This window comes from Flavobacteriales bacterium, assembly GCA_025210295.1.
Lineage (GTDB): Bacteria > Bacteroidota > Bacteroidia > Flavobacteriales_D > Parvicellaceae > S010-51.
This window is the reverse complement of sequence record JAOASC010000005.1, coordinates 1-19,842: the sequence shown is the minus strand read 5'-3', so window position 1 is coordinate 19,842 and position 19,842 is coordinate 1. Positions and strand designations below refer to the sequence as shown.

The following is a 19,842-nucleotide window of genomic DNA, read 5'->3' as shown; positions in this document are numbered from 1 at the left end:
TATGATTTTAAAGCTTAGTAAATACACGAAAGGAATAGCGCTATACTTAGCTATAAATATGTTGTTTCAAATTTTTGCGCCAGGAGTGTCTATGGCATTGACCAGTGGACCTAGTCAACCAGAGGTGCAGTCGTTTGAACCGGTAACAACGAATCAAATGGTAGATCCATTTACAGGGGATTTTACCTACAATATTCCGTTATTTAATTTGCCAGGTCCAGATGGAGGGTACCCGTTTAACTTGGCATATCATTCAGGAATAGGAATGGATCAAGAAGCCAGTTGGGTTGGATTAGGTTGGTCCTTAAACCCTGGGGTGATTAATAGAAATGTAAAAAACTTACCTGACGATTTTGATGGGTCAGAGCAAATAACAGTAACCGAATATTTAAAAACGAATTGGACTGTAGGAGCTCGTGGAAACGCTAATTTTGAGTTGTTTGGTTTTGATTCAAAAATAGGAGCTGCTTTAAACATATCCCCTTCAATTAGTATGTATTACAACAGTTACAAAGGAGTGGGGTATAGTATGGGGTTTGGAACTAGTTTAAACAAAGGGCTTGGAACAAAGGCAACTGCTGGAGTTGGACTAAATTTATCGTTGGATAGTCAAGAAGGAGTTGGAGCGTCACCAGAGTTAACTATATCTTCTAAATCGGGAGCAAAAGGAAATTCTGTTAAAACATCAATTAGTGCAGGTTATAATTCTAGGTTGGGGTTAACTCAAACCTCTTTAGGTTTTTCTATGAGCAAAAGTGTTGAGTCATGTTCAAAAACCAATAGTGATGAAGATAGAAATATTAATTATGGAGCAGGAGGAAAAGCAGCAATACCGATGTCTAATAACTCTTATTCTCCGGCTGTTTCTACAGCTTTTGTAGGGTCTAGTTTAAATATAGCATACAACTTAGGAGTTGATGGTGCAGGTGCTTATGGAGGGTTTGGTGTTTCTGGGTTTTACAATAAACAGGAGTTAAATAGTAATTTGATGTCTTATCCAGCAGTAGGCTATTTAAACCTAGAAAAATATGATGGACTTCATGATTCACGAGCATTAAGTGATATGGGACGAGAAAAAGACGGAATGGTTCATAAAACATCAGAAATGTTAGCGATTCCTTCTTTTACTTACGATAATTATTTAGTTGTTGGGCAAGGGATTGGAAATAGCTATCGACCTTTCCGTTCCGATTTGGGAATAGGAACGAATCAATACATGCGTTCCAATACAGCTGGAGGTAATATTGGGGTTGAGTTTGGTGCTCCTGCTCCTCCACTTCCTACAGTTCATACAGGTATGCAGATGGGGTATAACTGGGGGAAAACCGAAAGTGGAAAATGGAAAAGTAATTTAGATAATCTTAGTAGCCAAATAGGATTTGCCCCTGTAGAAGAAAATAAGGCTTATGAGCCATATTATTTTAAAACATTTGGGGAACATACCATAGATCATTATGATAGCGATCGAAAAGAACTCTTAAAATCAGAAGAAGCGGTTTATTTTGAAATTGATAAAAATGGAGAAAACAAAGAAAAACGATTTAAACTTCAAAATGTTTTAAACGACGAACAGAATAGTGCTGTCATAACTGCTGCCGACAATAAAAGAAAGCAAAGAAGAGCTAGAGGAGTAAATTTAATTCCTATTACTAATGAAGAGTTACTTGAAAATAATGACGAAATTTTATCAGAATATGATTTAAAATATTATGATACTCCTCAATTAGAAGCATATAATACATCCGATTTAGCGGATTATAACAGCAGATCAACTCGATCTCAAGGACAAATTGCGGGGTATACAGCGTTAAACAACTCTGGGCAACGTTATGTATATGCTCTACCAGCTTATAACAATAAAAAGAAAGAAGTTCGTTTTAGCCTTGATCCAGAAAATTCGATCACAAATTCTACTCAAAAACTGGTAAATATTGACCATAATAACCAAGAGATAAAATATGATTTTAAAGGAACAAATGAGCATTTTTATGCTATGGAAACTCCTGCGTATGCCCACTCTTATTTATTGACTTCAATTTTAGGAGCAGACTATGTTGATATTGATAATAATGGACCATCAGACAATGATTTGGGGTATTGGGTAAAGTTTAATTATGTCAAAACTTCAGATGATTATAAATGGAGAGCGCCATTTAGTAAAGCAAATTATATACAGGGGTATAAAACATCAACAATAGATGATGAGGGGGCTTACGTTTATGGAGAAAAAGAAAATTGGTATTTAGCCACAGCAGAAACCAAGACACATATCGCGGAGTTTTTGGTTGAATCTAGGTATGATGCACGAGGTGTTCTTAATGAAGTTCAGAATTATGACTTAACTGATGCCAGTTCATATAGGCTAAAGAAAATAAGAATCTTTACAAAGGCAGAGCGTTATACCAATGGCGTTTTAAACCCCAATGCTGTCCCAATTAAAGAAGTACACTTAGACCATGCTTATGAGCTTTGTCAAGACTTACCCAACAATAGTTTGTCTAGTGGCGATGGGAAGTTAACACTAAAAAAGTTATGGTTTACTTATAAAAACAATACAAGAGGAGCGTTGAATAAATATGAGTTTGATTATGAAGATGGGAACCAAACAACAACTGATAACCCGAATTATGATGAGAAAGCTGTAGATAAGTGGGGAAATTATCAACCTTACGGAGCAAATCAAGATAATATTGATAATCCTTATGTCAATCAATTTGAATATACTAAAGAAGAGCATGATGAACATGCAGCTGTTTGGAACTTAAAAGGTATTACTTTGCCTTCTGGAGGAAAAATAAAAATTGATTATGAGTCGGATAGTTATGCTTATGTTCAGGATGAAGTGGCCATGCAGATGACGCCAATTACCAGTTTAAATGATGATATTGGTACTAATGATAATGTAATAGATTGTGATAATTGTGGACCATCAAACCGTAAAGTATTTTTTGAATTAGAACATCCTGTGGTGACTTCTTCTGCCTTCACTACTAACGAGGAAACTAATTATATTGAGAAAAACTACATTAGAAAAGGAGAAGACGTCTATTTTAAAATAAAATCAACGTTAACCAATACTACGGCAGGATTACAAGAATATGTTGGGGGGTATGCTAAGGTGCTTGATTGTGGTCTAGGAACCTATGATAATAATAATGGTGAGTATACTAAAGGTTGGATCGTGTTAGATTATTTAACGATTGGAAAAAGAAATGGAGGAAGTGATATTATCTACTATCATCCATTTCAAGTCGCTGCATGGCAACATATTCGAACCAATCAACCTGATTTACTATATAAAATTGGAAATAGCAGCGAAGTGCAGAAAAAAGAACTGTCAAAAATGGAAGCAGCTGCGTTCTCTAGAAGTATGCTTTCTGCTTGGGCAGATGTTGGTCGAATTTTTAGAGGAGTGTTTGGATGGATGCATAATAAAGGTTGGGGAGAAGAAATACAGCTAGGAAAATCTTTCCTTCGTTTAAGAACACCTGATAAAGAGAAGTTTGGAGGAGGATGTCGTGTAAAACAAATTTCGATTACTGATAATTGGGATGGGAGTACAACCAATGAAAGTGCAGAAATGTATGGGCAAAGATACCTTTATACGACAACTGATGAGGATGGAAATGAGATGAGTTCTGGAGTTGCTGCTTATGAGCCAGTAATCGGAGGAGATGAAATTGCTTTACGAAAACCAGTACGATTTGCGTTACATACGCGTTTAAAAACAGATAATGCAATGTATAGTGAGTTGCCGGTCAATGAAAACTTATATCCAGCGCCGCATGTAGGCTATTCTAAGGTGACCGTAATGAGTATCAATACCCACCAACAAACTGAGTTGAAAAAAGATGGGCAAACACCTCTCAATACTTCAACCACAGGTAAGGTCGTTAACGAGTATTATACCGCTAAAGATTTTCCTGTAAAAACAGACTATACCAAGCTGTTATATCACAATACTAGGGGAACTAAACGTAAACAAAACTTAACGATCCCTGTTCCAGGAATAGGAACAACATCAATTAATAAATTATCTGCAACTCAAGGGTATAGCATTGTCTTGAATGATATGCATGGGAAACTTCGAAAAGTTAGCAATTATGGACAGGATAATAATTTAGATTTTATCGAAGATAAACCCGTGTCTTCTGTAGAATATATATATAAAACCAACAGTAAAGGAGAATTAGATAACCGTGTAGATGTAATCCTTTCTGATGATCCTTCCGATGCTGAAGCTGATACAGATGGTACCTACGAAATGGGGGTAGATGTTGATTTTATTACAGATGCAAGAAGAACGATTTCAACTTCTGCAAATGCTGGTGTAAGTTTTAATAATGAACAGATAGCATTCCTTCCTGCATTGTGTCCTTGGCCAAGTTATAATTATACAGAAAATCAATTAAAAACAGTGGTAACCAATAAAGTTATCCATAAGTCAGGGATTTTGGTTAAAACAAAAGCAACAGATGGACAATCAATCGTAATGACAGAAAACGTCAAGTTTGACCCGTTAACAGGAGAGCCTTTGTTAACCAAAACAACCAATAATTTTGATGAGAGTATTTATAATTATAGTATGCCAGCAAGATGGGGGTATGATGCAATGGGGGCAGCCTATCAAAATATAGGGAAAACATTTAAAGCAACACTAACAGATTCTGATGGGGATGGTGTTTATTTAGCTAGTCCTGAAAACTCATTTAGTTTTGAAGGGTTAACCCAAGGGGATGTTTTAATTGGTGAAAAAACAGATAATACTAATAAAGTACAATTCACATATACCTATAATTATATTGGGGAGTTTTATTTTCACCCTTTAACGACTATTGCCGAAGGAGACTATAAATTTAAGGTTGTACGATCAGGTTATAGAAATCACTTAGGAGCAAAAGGGGCCAATTACGTTACTTTAAATACTGATCCAACAGTAGGAAGAACAACGTTAGATTGCGCCAACTCTATTGAGTATGTGTTCAGTGGTTTATCTAGTGAAGGTGGTAACGCTACTCGAAAAACAATGTCACAAGGAGTTGTTCCTAGGTATATTGATAATGTACTGTCTGCTACAGCTGTTTCATTTAAGGATCAATGGATCAAAGATTTTAGAGATTATCGAGAGAATAACCAAGCCAATTATACTGCTTCGAATAACAAAAATCCTTTTGCTACAGGTGAAAAAGGAATATGGAGTACACATAAGACCTATACCTACGTTGACGATAGAAAACAGTCAACCACCAATAATGAAGTAGATGTGAAGTTAGCTGAGGATGGTACATTTGATGATGTAACCATGTTTAATTGGGGATTCTCACATCTTGGAAGTTGCTTTGAAAATTGGAAGATGGGGAATGAAATAACCAAGGTAAGCCCTTATGCTCTGAAATTAGAAAATAAAGATGTACTCGGACGTTATTCAGCAGCCCTATATGGATATGGAGGTAGACAGAGTACTGCTGTAGCGGCTAATGCTAAATACAATGAAATAGGATTTGAAGGATTTGAAGAATATAAAGAAAATCAAAACATTAATCAATTTAATAGTACAACCAGTAACTTGGCTTTTTATAATGCTTATGATGCTACAGGTGGGCTAAATAACGATGGTTTATTTAATCTAACAGAACAGCACGATGTGCTAATGGGGTATGGAGATGAAGCCATTTTAGATATTGACTATAATGATTTTGTCAATCTTAATTTATCAACGACAGATGAAGTAACAGTAAGTGCTTTAGCGGATAAAGTATTTCATCTTCCAATTGCTAATTCAATAGCCCCTCAACAGGTGATAGCTCCATCTACTATTGTTGACTATAATGAGGTAACTGACCCACTTTCAAGTTACTATGGAAAAGTGGTTGTTAAATTTGGAAATTGGGTTTTTGAAGATGCTTCAACATTTTGGACAGGAAAAGTTGGTATAGATAAAACTGTAAGTGTTCCACAAGCCGATTTTAATACAATGACGCCTGTCTTTATTACCGTATCTGGTGAAAAAGCGCATTCAGGAAATAATTCATTAAAAGTAACGAGTACGCATGCAACGAATACTCCAGTGAAATTTTACCAGCCTTATTTAAATTTAATAGGCGGTAAAAAATATGAATTCAGTACATGGGTTGCTAAAACGGATGATTATTATACATCTTTAGCAAATACAAATATCGGGGTTACTATAGAGTTCCTAGATAATACAGGTGCCGTTATTTCAAGTGAAAGTGTATCTAGTACTCCAGCAAACTTTAAAGGAAATGTGATTGAAGGTTGGCAAAAACTAGATATGAGTTTCGAATATCCGAACAATGCTGTAAATCTTCAGTTTAAATTTTATCCAGGGGAAGAAGGGGAGCATTCAACTGCGCTTAACGATCTAGCTTTCTTCGATGATATTAGAATTTTCCCATCAACAGGATTAATGAAAACTCATGTCTATGATCCGGTTGATTTAAAGTTGAAGGCAACATTAGACGACAACAACTACGCAACATTCTACTATTATGATGAATCTGGAGCATTGTTCTTAGTGAAGCAAGAAACAGAAAAAGGAATCAAAACTATTCAGGAATCTAGAGCATCAATGCAACATTAATTATGAATAAATCAAGTCATATCGTTAGTCTTTTCGCCAGTTTACTTTTTGTGCTTCCTTTTAAAGCACAAAAAGGCTTTGCTGAGCATGTTAAAGAGGTGTATCAATCGTATAAGAATACAGAGCGCTTCCAAACGGATATTACCATTCAAGTGCTCAACTTTAGGGAAGATCCAGTGATACAAAAAGCTAAAATCAAAAAAGACGGGAATCGTTTTCATTACAGCTTAGAAGATAAACGTATGCTCATTAACGAAAAATACATGATTACACTAGATAAACAAAGTGAGCAAATTATTGTGGCTAGTGCACTTTCAGAAGAAGTCATGAATATGGATTTGTTTGGAGAAGAAAATATGAATGCAGCCATAGAAAAGGTAGATTCAATTATCGATCATGGTACAACGAAAGGCATTCAAAAGTATTCCATTATTGCTAAAAACAACTTGATTTCCAAAATGGAAATAAGTATTGATACCCGATATAAAATGCTGAGTGAGGTTGTGTATTATTACGATGAGTCAGCGGGGTTAAGTTCAACCAAAGTGATTATTCAATATAAAAATATAACGACCTCCCCAACGTTCTCTTCAACCGAATTTAAAGAGAGCAAATACATTAGTTTTAAAGGAAAGACCATCTCTCCTGCTAGTGCATATAGAAATTATGAGGTCATCGAAATTAATGAAGACGTGTTTAATGATTAACCCATTTATACAATGAAAATAAGAATAAATTTTTTACTAGCCGTTAGTCTATTCCTGTTAAGCTTACAGAGTTTTGCGGGGAATATTCTTACAAGTACTGTTGTCGAAAAATCAGATCTTTCGTCAGGTCTTCAGTTGGATGTAGAAGACTTATCTTATGCAGATGAGTTGACAGATCCATCTGCATATAGTGTAATACGAAGAGCAAAATTACACTTAAGCTATACAAGAGATCAACAAACAGATTTAGAACACCATTATTGGAGGTATGAAGTCGGTTATACAGAACTTGTTAGTGGTACTTCGGGAACGTTAGCGATTCAATTCAATGGCCATGATGCTGATTTTGAGCACTTGTATGAGCAATTGGCTATTTTTAATACCAACAGCCACGTTTCTCAGGTAGCGATCAACGCTGTAAAAGCTTGGGTTTCGAATACGCCTATTGACGCGTCTAATTTATCCGCTGCTACCTATATTGCAAATCCTGCAAATTCAACTGATCTTCCAGAAGATATTAGTTTAACCTTAAGTATTGAAACAGAACGCTACTATGATTTTGATTTAGGGACTAAGGTTCCGTTATTTTTCAATGGCTATAGCCCAACGGAAGGAATTGATTTAGGATGGGGATATACACCTGGAGCAGAAGAATATGATTTAGAATGGGTATTTGTTGATGTGTATGATTTAGGAGTGCCAGTAGCTACCGAAATTTTTTCTTATAAAGAACCAACTAGAATTACAACGACTTCAAATACCTATCAAATCCCTCCAATGGCATCAGAAGCTTTGGTTTATTTTAGAGTTCGACCTAGAGGGAAAAATTATGTGGGAGCATGGAGTTATAACAGTGACCTTACAGCAACAGTTGTGCCTGGCAATATGCTTTACCAACACATTACAGGGTTTGAATCAAACAAAAACTGGCAGTACACCATTTCTTTTGCCGAAGATGGAAAAAGCAAAAGTGTATTGAATTATATGGATGGATCTATGCGTTCTAAACAAACGTTGACCAAGTTGAGTACAGAAGATGTTTTTGTTGTAGGGGTAAACCGTTACGATTATGAAGGAAGACCGTCTGTATCGATTTTACCATCAGCTATTGACAATTATGGGGGGCAAAATAATTACAGCTATAAAGAAAAGATGAATCAAGTAGCTAATGGAGATATGTTTGATAAAGCCCATTTTGATACAGATATTGGAAATACAGCGAACTCAAACAGGTTAATCGCAGCCAATAATGGTGCTGGAGAATATTACAGTGGAAATAATCCATTTACCAATTCAATGAATAGAGATTATATTCCTAATGCACAAGGAATGCCTTATGCTCAAACAGAATTTTTAAAAGATGGTACTGGAAGAGTCAAAAGAACTTCAGGTGTAGGTACAAATCATGCATTAGGTTCAGGACACGAAACATTTTACTACTATTCTTCACCTAACGCTACAGAGTTAATTCGAATGTTTGGTGAAAATGTAGGAAATGTAAAGCATTATAAGAAAAACTATGTGATTGACCCTAATGGTCAAATCAGTGCATCGTACTTAGATCAAGAAGGAAGAACGATTGCGACATGTTTAGTCGGAGAAGCTCCTAATAATTTGGATGCTTTACCTGGTACTACACAAGAAATTGTAACGGTTGATTTGAACGAGGATAACGAGTTAGTTAATGACGTGGACAATGGAATTATTAGTCGAAGCGAATCGGTAGTTTTTAATTATATGCCACAAACCTATAACTTTGAATATGAATTGGAAACAGGAGTGATTGCCCACACAACAATAACAGATGGGACGACTTCCAATATGTTTTGTGCTAACTGTAGTTATGTGCTTGAAATCAAAGTGTTAAACCCTGATGGTTCATTACACAATTTAGCTTATACAGATCCTGTAACTGGAGCAACAACAGCAACTATAACACAACAATATACCAATAACCAGGCAGCTGTATGTCCTGGTACGCAATACAGTTTAACAGCAGCGCCTATTACTTTTTCTTTGACTACTGATGCTAATAGCCCTGTAGGAGAATATACCGTGATTAAGGTCTTACGTGTAGATGAAGAAGCGATGCAAACGCAATTAGATCTTGAATTAGCGTATATCGATGACCCGAATACAACTTCTGTGTTTGTTCCTAATTTAAGTGACCTCGTTATGCAGTACACTCAAGATATTGATTTCTCAAACTGTAATATGGAGCCTTGTGATGAACAGGCAACAGGTGGTACAAAAACCTTTACTCCGACTCCTTGTATCCCAGTTGATGAGGTACCATCTCCAAGTGATGATTTAAACATCAATTCTTGTGAGGTCTTGCTTGAAAGGTTAAAAGCTGACGTTAGTTTAGGAGGCTGGTTATTTGAATCGCCATGGTTAGAAGAAGCATTACTAGAATTATCAGCAGATCCTAATGATCCAGCATACATACCTCACAGCACAAGAGGAGACTTAATTGTAAATTGGGACCCTGCCTTTGTTGATAAGCTAGTCACTAAACATAGAGAATTTTGCCATTATGAAAAATGTGTAGCTACAGAAGCGATTAATGATTACAGTAATCAAATGGCATTAGTTACTTCTATGAACGACCCTGCAGCAAGTTCATATTTAAACCCAACCACCAACGGAGACCCTATTTTAGCACTAGATCCAAGTTTCCACAATAAAATAGTGAACGAGTATATTGAAATTTCTCCAAATAATTATCAAAGCCTCCTAACGTATGTTAGTGTTCCTAATACCGTAAATCATCCTGGTATTACACCTGCTACAGAGATTGATGATTTCTTATATCCTAATATTGCTACTCCTACAGGTGAGCAAATTTGGCAACGTTACTATGGATTCTATAATGCAGAACGTTTACAAATTATCGAAAACCACTATACTTGTACCTATTATGCTGATGATCATTCTATTTTTAGAGATCCTTTTGCTCCTATTGTATGGAATGTAGATGATGAATGTGAGGATATTTGCGAACTAAATGTAGAAAATTGGTTGTCGAGCATCGCTAACAATTGTGAAAACTTAACTGCGGGACAACTGAGTACCATAGAAAGTCATTTGGTGAATTATTGTGCAACGACATGTGACGGAACCAACCCTAATGGTGTTTTAATCGCAGAACTATTAGGCAACAATGCTGACCTAAACGCTATTCAAGGTATCTTAAATACTGCAGGTTGTGGAACAGCTCAGGTTTTGGAAAATCTAGCACAGCCAGAGCCATGTACAGTAGAAGTGACGTTAAATAATGTGGCGATCGAAACGGCAAGTTTAACACAGGCTTCATTAGATTGGAATGTATTTGTCAATGAGTTGTTGGCAATTCCTAATTTAGCAATGGATGTCGAATACTCTTTAACAAATACAAGTCATTTTCCATTTTTTTCAGGGATTTTAAGTGCAAACTATGGTAGCTTTGCTGATAAGGTAAAAATACTATCTGGACCAGTACAAAATAGAATCGTGTTCTTAAATGGGACAACTGAAGTAGCAGTCAATAACCACTTTAATTGTATGACCAACAACGACGGTGATTATATCTCGTTGTTAGACCTTACAGCTGTTGTGGATCTTGAGCCTAATTTAACTTTTACCGATGGTGTAGATCCTACATTTGGAATCACAGCTAATTATGATAACGGAACAACTGTTGAAGAAATTTATATCCAAGCTTCAGGAGGTTGTCCTAATTATTATCCAACAACTGCAGGTATTGGTTTCTCTAAGGTGTTGAATAACCAAACATCGTTGTCAATTAATCAGACCAATCAAACCATAGTAACTTGTGACGAGTGGAATGAAAATGATAACATTTTTTCAACTGATATAACCATAGCAGATATCGAACAGGACTGTGAAAATGAGTTAAGAGAATTAGCAACTTTAGCTGCGAACGAAGAATTTGAACGCTTAAAAAATGAATTTATTGAGGAATATTGGGCAGCAGTATACGATCAATGTATGCGTTCTCCATTAGAGGAGTCGTTCCATTACGAATATAAAGCAAAAGAATACCAATATACCTTATTCTATTTTGATCAGGCTGGAAGTTTAGTGCAGACAGTTCCACCACTAGGGGTGAACTTAGTTCCTGTAACGCATTTTACCAATGGAGTTTGGGACGGAACAAATCCTGATCATGAATTAAAAACAACTTATCAGTATAATTCATTAGGGCAAATGATTGCTCAAAATACTCCAGATGCAGGGGAGTCTAAATTTTTCTATAACGATAACCAACAACTGCGTTTTTCTCAAAATGCGCAACAGGCAGTAGATGGGAATTATTCTTATACAAAGTATGATAAACATGGAAGAACAGTAGAGGCGGGACAGGTCAGTTTAGCGCAAGTACCAACCGAAGAACAGTTAAACGACAACACATTCCCAACAACAGCAATAGAGCAAGTGACCGCAAGTTATTATGATGAGTCGAACCATAGTGTGGCTAATTTTACAAGTGAAAATGCTAGAGGGCGAATTGCAAGCGTAGCTTATAATGAAGATGGAGCACCAACTTCAACAGAGTTTAATCACGCAACACATTACAGTTACGATATTCATGGGAACGTTAAAGAGTTGGTGCAAGAAAATAAAAATATTAAGTTTTCAAAGCAGCAGTTGAAAAAAATGGCTTATACCTACGATTTAATTAGTGGGAACGTTAATGAAGTGATTTACCAAGAAGGAGAATTAGATGAGTTTAGACACCGTTATTCTTACGATGCAGATAATCGTTTAACCAAGGCAGAAACTTCCAAAGATGGAGAAATATGGAAAGCAGACGCCAAATATTTCTATTATTTACACGGGCCATTGGCTAGGGTAGAATTAGGACACGATAAAGTAGCGGCCAATGACTTTACCTATACCATTCAAGGGTGGTTAAAAGCAGTAAACAGTACTGTTTTACGTTCACATAGAGATATGGGAAGAGATGGGAACAATGTAGCCAATAACCAAAATCGCTTTGTAGGACAAGACGCCTTTGCCTATACGTTGGGGTACTTTAATTGGGATTATATGTCAATTGGAAATACAGACTTTATGGCTTACAATACACACATTATTTCTCCTGTGGGCAATGATTTGTACAATGGAAATATTAGTCACATGACAACGACGATGAAAGACGAACAAGAAAACCGTTTAGCAATTCATGGTAATAGTTACCGTTATGACCAATTGAATCGAATTAAAAGCATGAAAGTATATACCAATGATGGGTTTTTAACGAATTCAGGTGTGAACTCATGGTATGGTGCTACACGAAAAAATGTTGTAAATGGAATGGGAGATTATGAGACCAACTACAGTTACGATAAAAATGGGAACCTGACGTCGTTGACCAGAAAGACCAAAACAGAAGCAGCTAATGGGAACAATAATAATTTAGATCAGTTTAATTATTACTATTACAATACAGGTACAGGCGATTTACAAAACAGGTTAAGTTATGTTAAAGATGTGAACGATGCAACTGCTGATTATGGAGACATCAAAGGGTGGCAACCTTTTCAAAACTATAAGTACAATGAGATCGGGCAGTTAACAGAAGACGAACAAGAAAACATCGATAAGATTGTTTGGACAGTAAGTGGTAAAGTAAAAGAAATTAAAAGAGACAATGTAGTAGGTTTAAAAGATGTGTCGTTTATGTATGATGCCATGGGAAATCGTATCGGGAAAATTAGTAAGCCAAGAGATGCACAAGGGAATTTATTAGGAGAAAAAGATTGGGTTTATAGTCATTATGTATTAGATGCCTCGGGGAATACCATGGCCGTTTATGAAGAGGAATTTTCAGATTGGACTTCTCAAAATGAATACGTATCTTTAACGACATTAAAGGAGCAAATGTTGTATGGTAGTTCAAGGTTAGGGGTTCAAAATGTAAATAAGGTAATTTATGGTGCTCGTTTTTCTGATCCTTGTTATACAACTAATGGGGTGTTCTCAAAAGTGGTAGGTCCAGGAGAATCAATCCAAGGCGAATGTGAAGTCATCATTACTGATGAAGTAAATATCAACCCTCAATCGATTAATCATCTTAAGTATATTGCTGGAGAAAAAAGCTATGAACTTTCAAATCATTTAGGAAATGTATTGGCTGTGATTACTGATAAAAAGATTGGGGTAGAGAGTACAACTATTTCAGGAGATTTGGCTTATTACCAATCAGATGTAGTGAGTTATTCAGATTATTATCCTTTTGGGATGTTACAACCTTATAGGCATGGTGGAGAGTATCGTTATATGTTTAATGGAATTGAAGCAGATAATGAAATCAAAGGACTAGGAAATAGCATAGCATATCAATATAGAGTTTATGATCCAAGGTTAGGTAGGTTTTTTGCTTTAGATCCTTTAAATCAATTTCATTCAAATTATGTTGGAGCTGGAAATAAACCTATTTGGGGTCGAGAGGCAGATGGAAGGTATTGGCATATCGTTCTTGGAGGTGCTGTTGGTGCTGTTTGGAATGGTGTAGTTAATTGGAATAAATATGATGGAGAGAAATGGTGGTCGAGTGTTGGTTTAGGAGCTGCTTCAGGAGCTGTTTCAGCAGCAAATCCAAGTTTAACTGGGGTAGCATTTGCTGCTGAAAATTTTTTAGATCAATACTGGATAAATGATAAAGAGTTAGACGAGGTTGATTATTGGCAGGTTGCAATTAGTGGAGGGTTTGCAGGTGTTGGGAGTTTATTAGGACGAAAGTTCTTAAGCCCTTATATATCTAAAATATTAAGCAAATTAAATTTTGATTTTTCAAGATTTGGTAGGCAATACGTTTCTTCGGGTCCAATTTATGGAATAGAATACATAAAATATCCTTGGTACTATAGGACGCCTTTCAATGAGGGGATTTCTTCAACTTTGGGTACTTTTGGAAGCAATTATGTTATGTATAAGGCAAATGATGGGGTAAATAATATACTTGAAGAAATATTGCCTCCTCTAATGAGAGTAGAATCAAATAAAGCTCAACCAATAGTTTATGATTATCCACAAAATGAACTCGAAATCCCTAAGGAGAGTCCTTCTTCTAATTCTAATGGAGAGGATTTACAAATTTTAAGGCCAGAAAATGAGGGTAACAATAATAATGTAGAGTTTAAAGTAAATACAATTAAAAATAAACTATAATGGTTATTCAATGTGGGTTTATTAGTCCTAATTTTTTCTTTCGTTCTAAAACAATTTTGGTTGTTTATCTTCAAATGGCTATGTTTTTAGTATTAGGTTTTGTGTTTTATCAATTGCAGTTGCTTTCTGATAATCTTATAGTCTTGAGCACCCTTTTAGGAGTTTTCTTAAGTTTCTTTTTCCCAATAATCACCAATTCATCGATAAGTTTTGAAGCTGATAAATTGAAAATTAAAACAGAGAAAGGCAATGTTAAAATTGATTACAGTACAATAAGGAAAATTGAATTTATTGCTATCAAAGAGTTTAGCTTAGGAGTGAACCCGGGCTTGAAAATAACCTACTCTTTTAACGATGCTATAGAAGTATATTTTCCTAGAACGATTTGGTCTTCTTCTAAGGTTAAACTTCTAAAAGTCATTTCTTTTTTAATTTTACAGGAAGAATGTGTTGATAAGGTTAATGTAAATAGGATTAAAAACTTATTAGAAGAAATTTGAAGCATCCTCACTCATCCTTTTCTCATCGTGAGGTATATAATGGTTTCTATTCTAAAAAATAAACCAACAAATAATGAGATTAAAAGATCATTTGAGTAGAGTTGTTAAAAAAAGGTGAAAAGTTGATGAAAGTAGTTTAAAAGCTGTTTAATAAGCTGATATTTTATTTCTTTCCAAAAGCTATAGGTGGATGAATTAGGAAGTTTTCAAACTTTTTGTATTTTTGGTAGTGTAAATTGCTTAGCACCCGCAACTTATGAAAAATGAAACTCAAATATTGCTGCCCCCTTTTGTTGTTGATTTCGTGTGCAAAAACAAATAAAACAGTCCCCGAACCAGCGTCATTATATGCTGTACCCAAGGTAATAAAGTTAAATACTGAGGAGGGGTATTCAGTTAATCCCGTTACTGGAGATAGTATTATCCCAATTATTAATTCTTATGGGGATACAGTAAAAACAGGATCTCCTTTCTTGGTTAAGGAAAAAGCAACGGTTATAGAGGAAGTGAGGTATCCCAAAGTTGCTAGCGTAGAAGCAACAGGTAGCTATAAGCCCAAATTACAGTTGAATAGGTGTAAAATATCGCCAAAAGAAAGGGTTGAAAAAGTGCAATCTAATGAGTTGAAAGTTATCCCTTTAAAGAAAACAGTTGTCGATGATACAACCCATTATATCATCAACACTTTAGGGAATAAAATAAAAACAGGTGTTCCGTTGTCTCTCAAAGGAAAAGTAGTATTAGCAACTAAAACCAAACCAGCGAAGGCTTCCCCATTAGTTTTTAAAGATGCTGCAAATGTAAATATGCAGTATTTAGATGTGGATCAAGGGTTGCCCTCATCCTATATCTCTTGTTCATATCAAGATAAACAAGGATATATATGGTTCGGAACTTATGGTGGTGGAGCGGTGAGGTATGACGGCAATAGTTTTACTCATTTTACCATACAAGAAGGGTTAAACAGTAATGTGATTAGGGCTATATTAGAAGATAAAAAAGGCAATTTATGGCTGGGAACTGATGGTGGTGGAATTGTAAAGTTTGACGGCAATAGCTTTACTTGTTTTACTGAAAGAAATGGTTTGACCAGTAATAGGATCACTACAATTTTAGAAAGTAAAGAGCAGGATTTGTGGTTTGGAACAGATGGAGGAGGTGTCATTAAATATGATGGCAATAGTTTTACTTGTTTTACTGAAAATGAGGGGTTGACGGGGAATAAAATTTCAGCAATAGAAGAAAGTCGAGATGGAAAAATATGGCTGGGAGTGTATGGAGGAGGAATTGTAAAGTTTGATGGAAAAGCTTTCGTTCATTTCAGTCCAAAAGGAGGATCTTATAATGATAAGGTTTTATCAATGATAGAAGATCAACAAGGAAATCTATGGTTTGGTACGTATGATGGTGTTGTGAAATATGATGGGGAGCATTTTACCTTTTTTCTAGAAAATAGTGGAGTAGTGAGTAGAGTTTTGACGATGTTAGAGGATAAATCGGGGAACATCTGGATTGGGACAGATGGAGGGGGAGTTGTAAAGTATGACGGCTCTCAATTTACTTGTTACACAGAAAAAGATGGCCTAAGCAGTAATGCTGTAACTTCGATTATGGAAGATAAAAGCGGCAATTTATGGATTGGAACCTATGGAGGAGGAGTAGTGAGGTATAAAGAAAGTAGTTTTATTGGGTTGACCCAAAAAGAGGGTTTAAGTAGCAATAAAGTCTCTGCGATAATGGAGGATAAATCTGGAAATTTATGGTTGGGTACAGATGGGGGAGGAGTGATGAAATATGATGGCGAATGTGTTAGCTACTTTACAAAAAAAGATGGGATAAGTAGCAATGTGATTTCTTCAATAATTGAAGACGAAAAAGGGGTTTTATGGTTTGGAACACATGATGGAGGGGTAACGAAATATAATGGTACCAATTTTATTCATCTTATTCCTCAAAAAGAATTAGGGGCGAATAGTGTTTTATCAATGATTCAAGACCGGAAAGGAAATCTATGGTTTGGAACACATGGAGGAGGAATCGTAAAATATAATGGAGAGAAAGCAGTATGTTTTACAGAGAAAGAAGGAGCATCGAGTAATAGTATAGTGTCTATTATGGAAGATAGAGATGGAAATATATGGTTTGGGTCTTATAGAGGAGGAGTAACCAAATATGATGGACGAAGTTTTACACATTTTACGGAGAAAGAAGGGTTAAGTAATAATACCGTATGGTGCATTATGCAAGATCATTCTGGTAGTTTATGGTTTGGGACCGATGGTGGTGCAATTAAATACAATGGAAGCAATTTTCAATGCTTTAGTAAAGAAGAAGGGTTAAGCAATAACGTGGTTTGGTCTATAGCTGAAGATGATCAAAAAAGAATCTGGATTAGTACCGAGAGGGGGTTAAATGAATTGATATCATTACCTAAAGAAGCCAGTGAAAAAGAAGAACGAGTTAAAATACATCAATATGCCAAAAGTGATGGTTTAAAAGGAATCGATTTTTTCGCAAATAGTGTGTGTATAGATAGTAAAAATAGAGCATGGTGGGGTAGTGGTAAAGGATTGGTCAAGTTAAATTTAAATGAACATAAATTGGTGATTGAACCTCCAATGCTTTATTTACAACAAATCGAAGTGGATGAACATTTTGTAAATTACGATAATATTCATCGTGGGGTTTTGGAAGGTGCTGTATTTGATAGTCTTTCTCAACAAGAAAGAATCCCTTTTAATTTAAAACTACCATACGATAAGAATCATATTACGATATATTTCGTTGGAGTTGATTGGAATGCTTCACATAAGCTAAAGTATAGTTACCGATTAAAAGGTATGGATCATAATTGGAGCATCCCTACTAAAGAAACAAAAGTTGACTATCGAAATCTATCGTATGGAGAATATACTTTCGAAGTGAAAGCTATAGGTGGAAGTCAGCAGTGGAGCCAGAGTGTCTCTTATCGTTTTGTGATACGACCTCCTTGGTGGAACACTTGGTGGGCAAGAGTCCTATATACTGTGTTTGTGTTAGTTTTAGTCTTTAGTATTGTAAAATTAAGGACCAATAAATTGAAAAAAAGAAAAGCAGAACTTGAACATGAAATAGGGACAGCAACAGAAGAAATTAGAGCACAAAAAGAAGAGGTAGAAAGAGCACATAAAGAAATTACAGATAGTATAAATTATGCAGAACGCATCCAAAGGAGTTTTTTAGCTAGTGAGGAAGTTTTAAATAAAAATTTGGAAGATTATTTTATCTATTTTCAACCTAAAGAAGCTGTTTCTGGAGATTTTTATTGGGCAAGGGAATTGAAATGTGGTTGTTTTGCTGTCTTAAACGCTGATAGTACAGGACATGGAGTTCCAGGAGCGATTATGAGTATTATCAATATTTTTTCTATAGAACAAGCAATTGAAAAAGGTATAACAAAGCCTGCAGAGGTTTTTAATGATACACGTAAAACAATTATTGATCATCTAAAAAAAGATGGAAGTCCAGACGGGGGACAAGATGGAATGGATGCTGCACTGATGATTTTTAATGTAGAGAGAACCAAACTGTACTATGCAACAGCTCAGAATCCTATTTGGATTGTGAGAAAGGGTGAATTAATTGAAATAACCCCAGAAAAAATGCCCGTTGGTAAACACCATAATGATCATATCCCATTTGTTGGAGGCGAGTTTGAACTTAATAAAGGAGATGTTGTATATACCCTAACAGATGGGTTTCAAGATCTGTTTGGCGGTCCTAAGGGAGGAAAATTTAAAATACGCCCGCTTAAAAAAATGGTTTTGGAAATCGCAGACCTACCCTTGAGTATGCAAAGGGAAGTCTTTGTCGATACTTTTAATCGTTGGAAAGGAGAGCTAGAACAAGTTGATGATATTTGTATAATAGGAATTAAGGTATAAAAAAAGCCCTTTCAAAATCAGAAAGGGCTTTGTTCATTTTGGATAAAAAATTACTTTTTTAATAATTCTTTAATTGCTTCTAATTCTGCTTTTAATGCATCAATTTCAGCCTGTTGGTTGCTAATTAAATCTTGTTGCTCTTTTGTAGCTTCAATTAAGATCGGAACAATTCCATCGTAGTTTACAACATAATGTCCTTGGTGTGTCTTTGTAACTAAACGAGGAGCAACTGCTTTAAGCTCTTGGGCTAAAATACCCATCCCCAATTCAATAGGTGTTCCTTTTTTTACATCTTCATCACTTTGCTTGAATTCATAGGTATATCCAGATAACTTCATTGTTTTTTCAAGGGCATTATCAATTTTTTGAATGTTTTGCTTTAAAGTCTCATCAGAAATTTGAGAATATGCACCTGATTGAGCGATTTGTGCTACCAATTGATGAGCGTCTTCTTCCCAGAATTGAATTAATTGGTTGTCTCCTGGGGACATTAATATTAATTGATCTCCATCAGTAAACATTCCTGTGTCTTCTCCTGAGTTACTACCCCAAAACAGTCCATTACCAACTGAGAAATCATTCCCACTGATATCTGTATTTCCGTAATTAATTATTGCATCATTAGGGAAAGGAGTTATAGCGTATCTAACATTAGGAGTCACCTCAGTCCAAACGCTACTTCCTCCTCCAGAAGGTAACGTAACAGCATTTCCACCAGAAATACTTAAGCTACTTCCAGATAATGAAAGTGTTTGAATCTCATTCGTTGGGCTAGCATCCGCATCATTTACACCATCTTGTAAAGCCGATAAGTCAATAGTCGAACCACTCGTAATAGATAAGTTTGTTCCAGTTAAAGAGATGTCCTGAATCTCGTTAGTAGGGTTAGCATCCGCATCATTTACGCCATCTTGTAAAGCCGATAAGTCAATAGT

At 35.7% G+C, this 19,842-nt stretch carries 6 protein-coding genes; 5 read left to right on the top strand and 1 reads right to left on the bottom strand.

Translation table 11 applies throughout. The annotated features are described in order from the left end of the window. The first annotated feature begins 1 nt into the window (after position 1). The 5 genes from N4A35_01150 (at position 2) to N4A35_01130 (ending at position 18,907) form a co-directional block, all read left to right on the top strand. Positions 2-6,601, top strand: coding sequence for a hypothetical protein (locus N4A35_01150; protein MCT4579996.1), 6,600 nt, complete (start codon positions 2-4; stop codon positions 6,599-6,601). A 2-nt stretch (positions 6,602-6,603) separates the two neighbouring features. Further along, positions 6,604-7,308 carry a hypothetical protein gene (locus N4A35_01145; protein ID MCT4579995.1) on the top strand — a complete coding sequence of 235 codons (705 nt, stop codon included), beginning with the start codon at positions 6,604-6,606 and terminating at the stop codon, positions 7,306-7,308. A gap of 12 nt (positions 7,309-7,320) precedes the next feature. Further along, positions 7,321-14,484: a hypothetical protein gene (locus tag N4A35_01140; protein ID MCT4579994.1), complete on the top strand. Its 7,164-nt coding sequence runs from the start codon at positions 7,321-7,323 to the stop codon at positions 14,482-14,484. Then, positions 14,484-14,984 carry a hypothetical protein gene (locus N4A35_01135; protein MCT4579993.1) on the top strand — a complete coding sequence of 167 codons (501 nt, stop codon included), beginning with the start codon at positions 14,484-14,486 and terminating at the stop codon, positions 14,982-14,984. The genes N4A35_01140 and N4A35_01135 overlap by 1 nt, the downstream gene beginning before the upstream one ends. 263 nt (positions 14,985-15,247) lie before the next feature. Further along, positions 15,248-18,907, top strand: a complete 3,660-nt coding sequence (locus N4A35_01130; GenBank protein MCT4579992.1) for a SpoIIE family protein phosphatase — start codon at positions 15,248-15,250, stop codon at positions 18,905-18,907. A gap of 50 nt (positions 18,908-18,957) precedes the next feature. On the opposite strand, the gene N4A35_01125 is transcribed toward N4A35_01130, so the two are convergent. Next, positions 18,958-19,842: tail fiber domain-containing protein (locus tag N4A35_01125; protein ID MCT4579991.1), on the bottom strand; the 885-nt coding region annotated here is incomplete at its 5' end.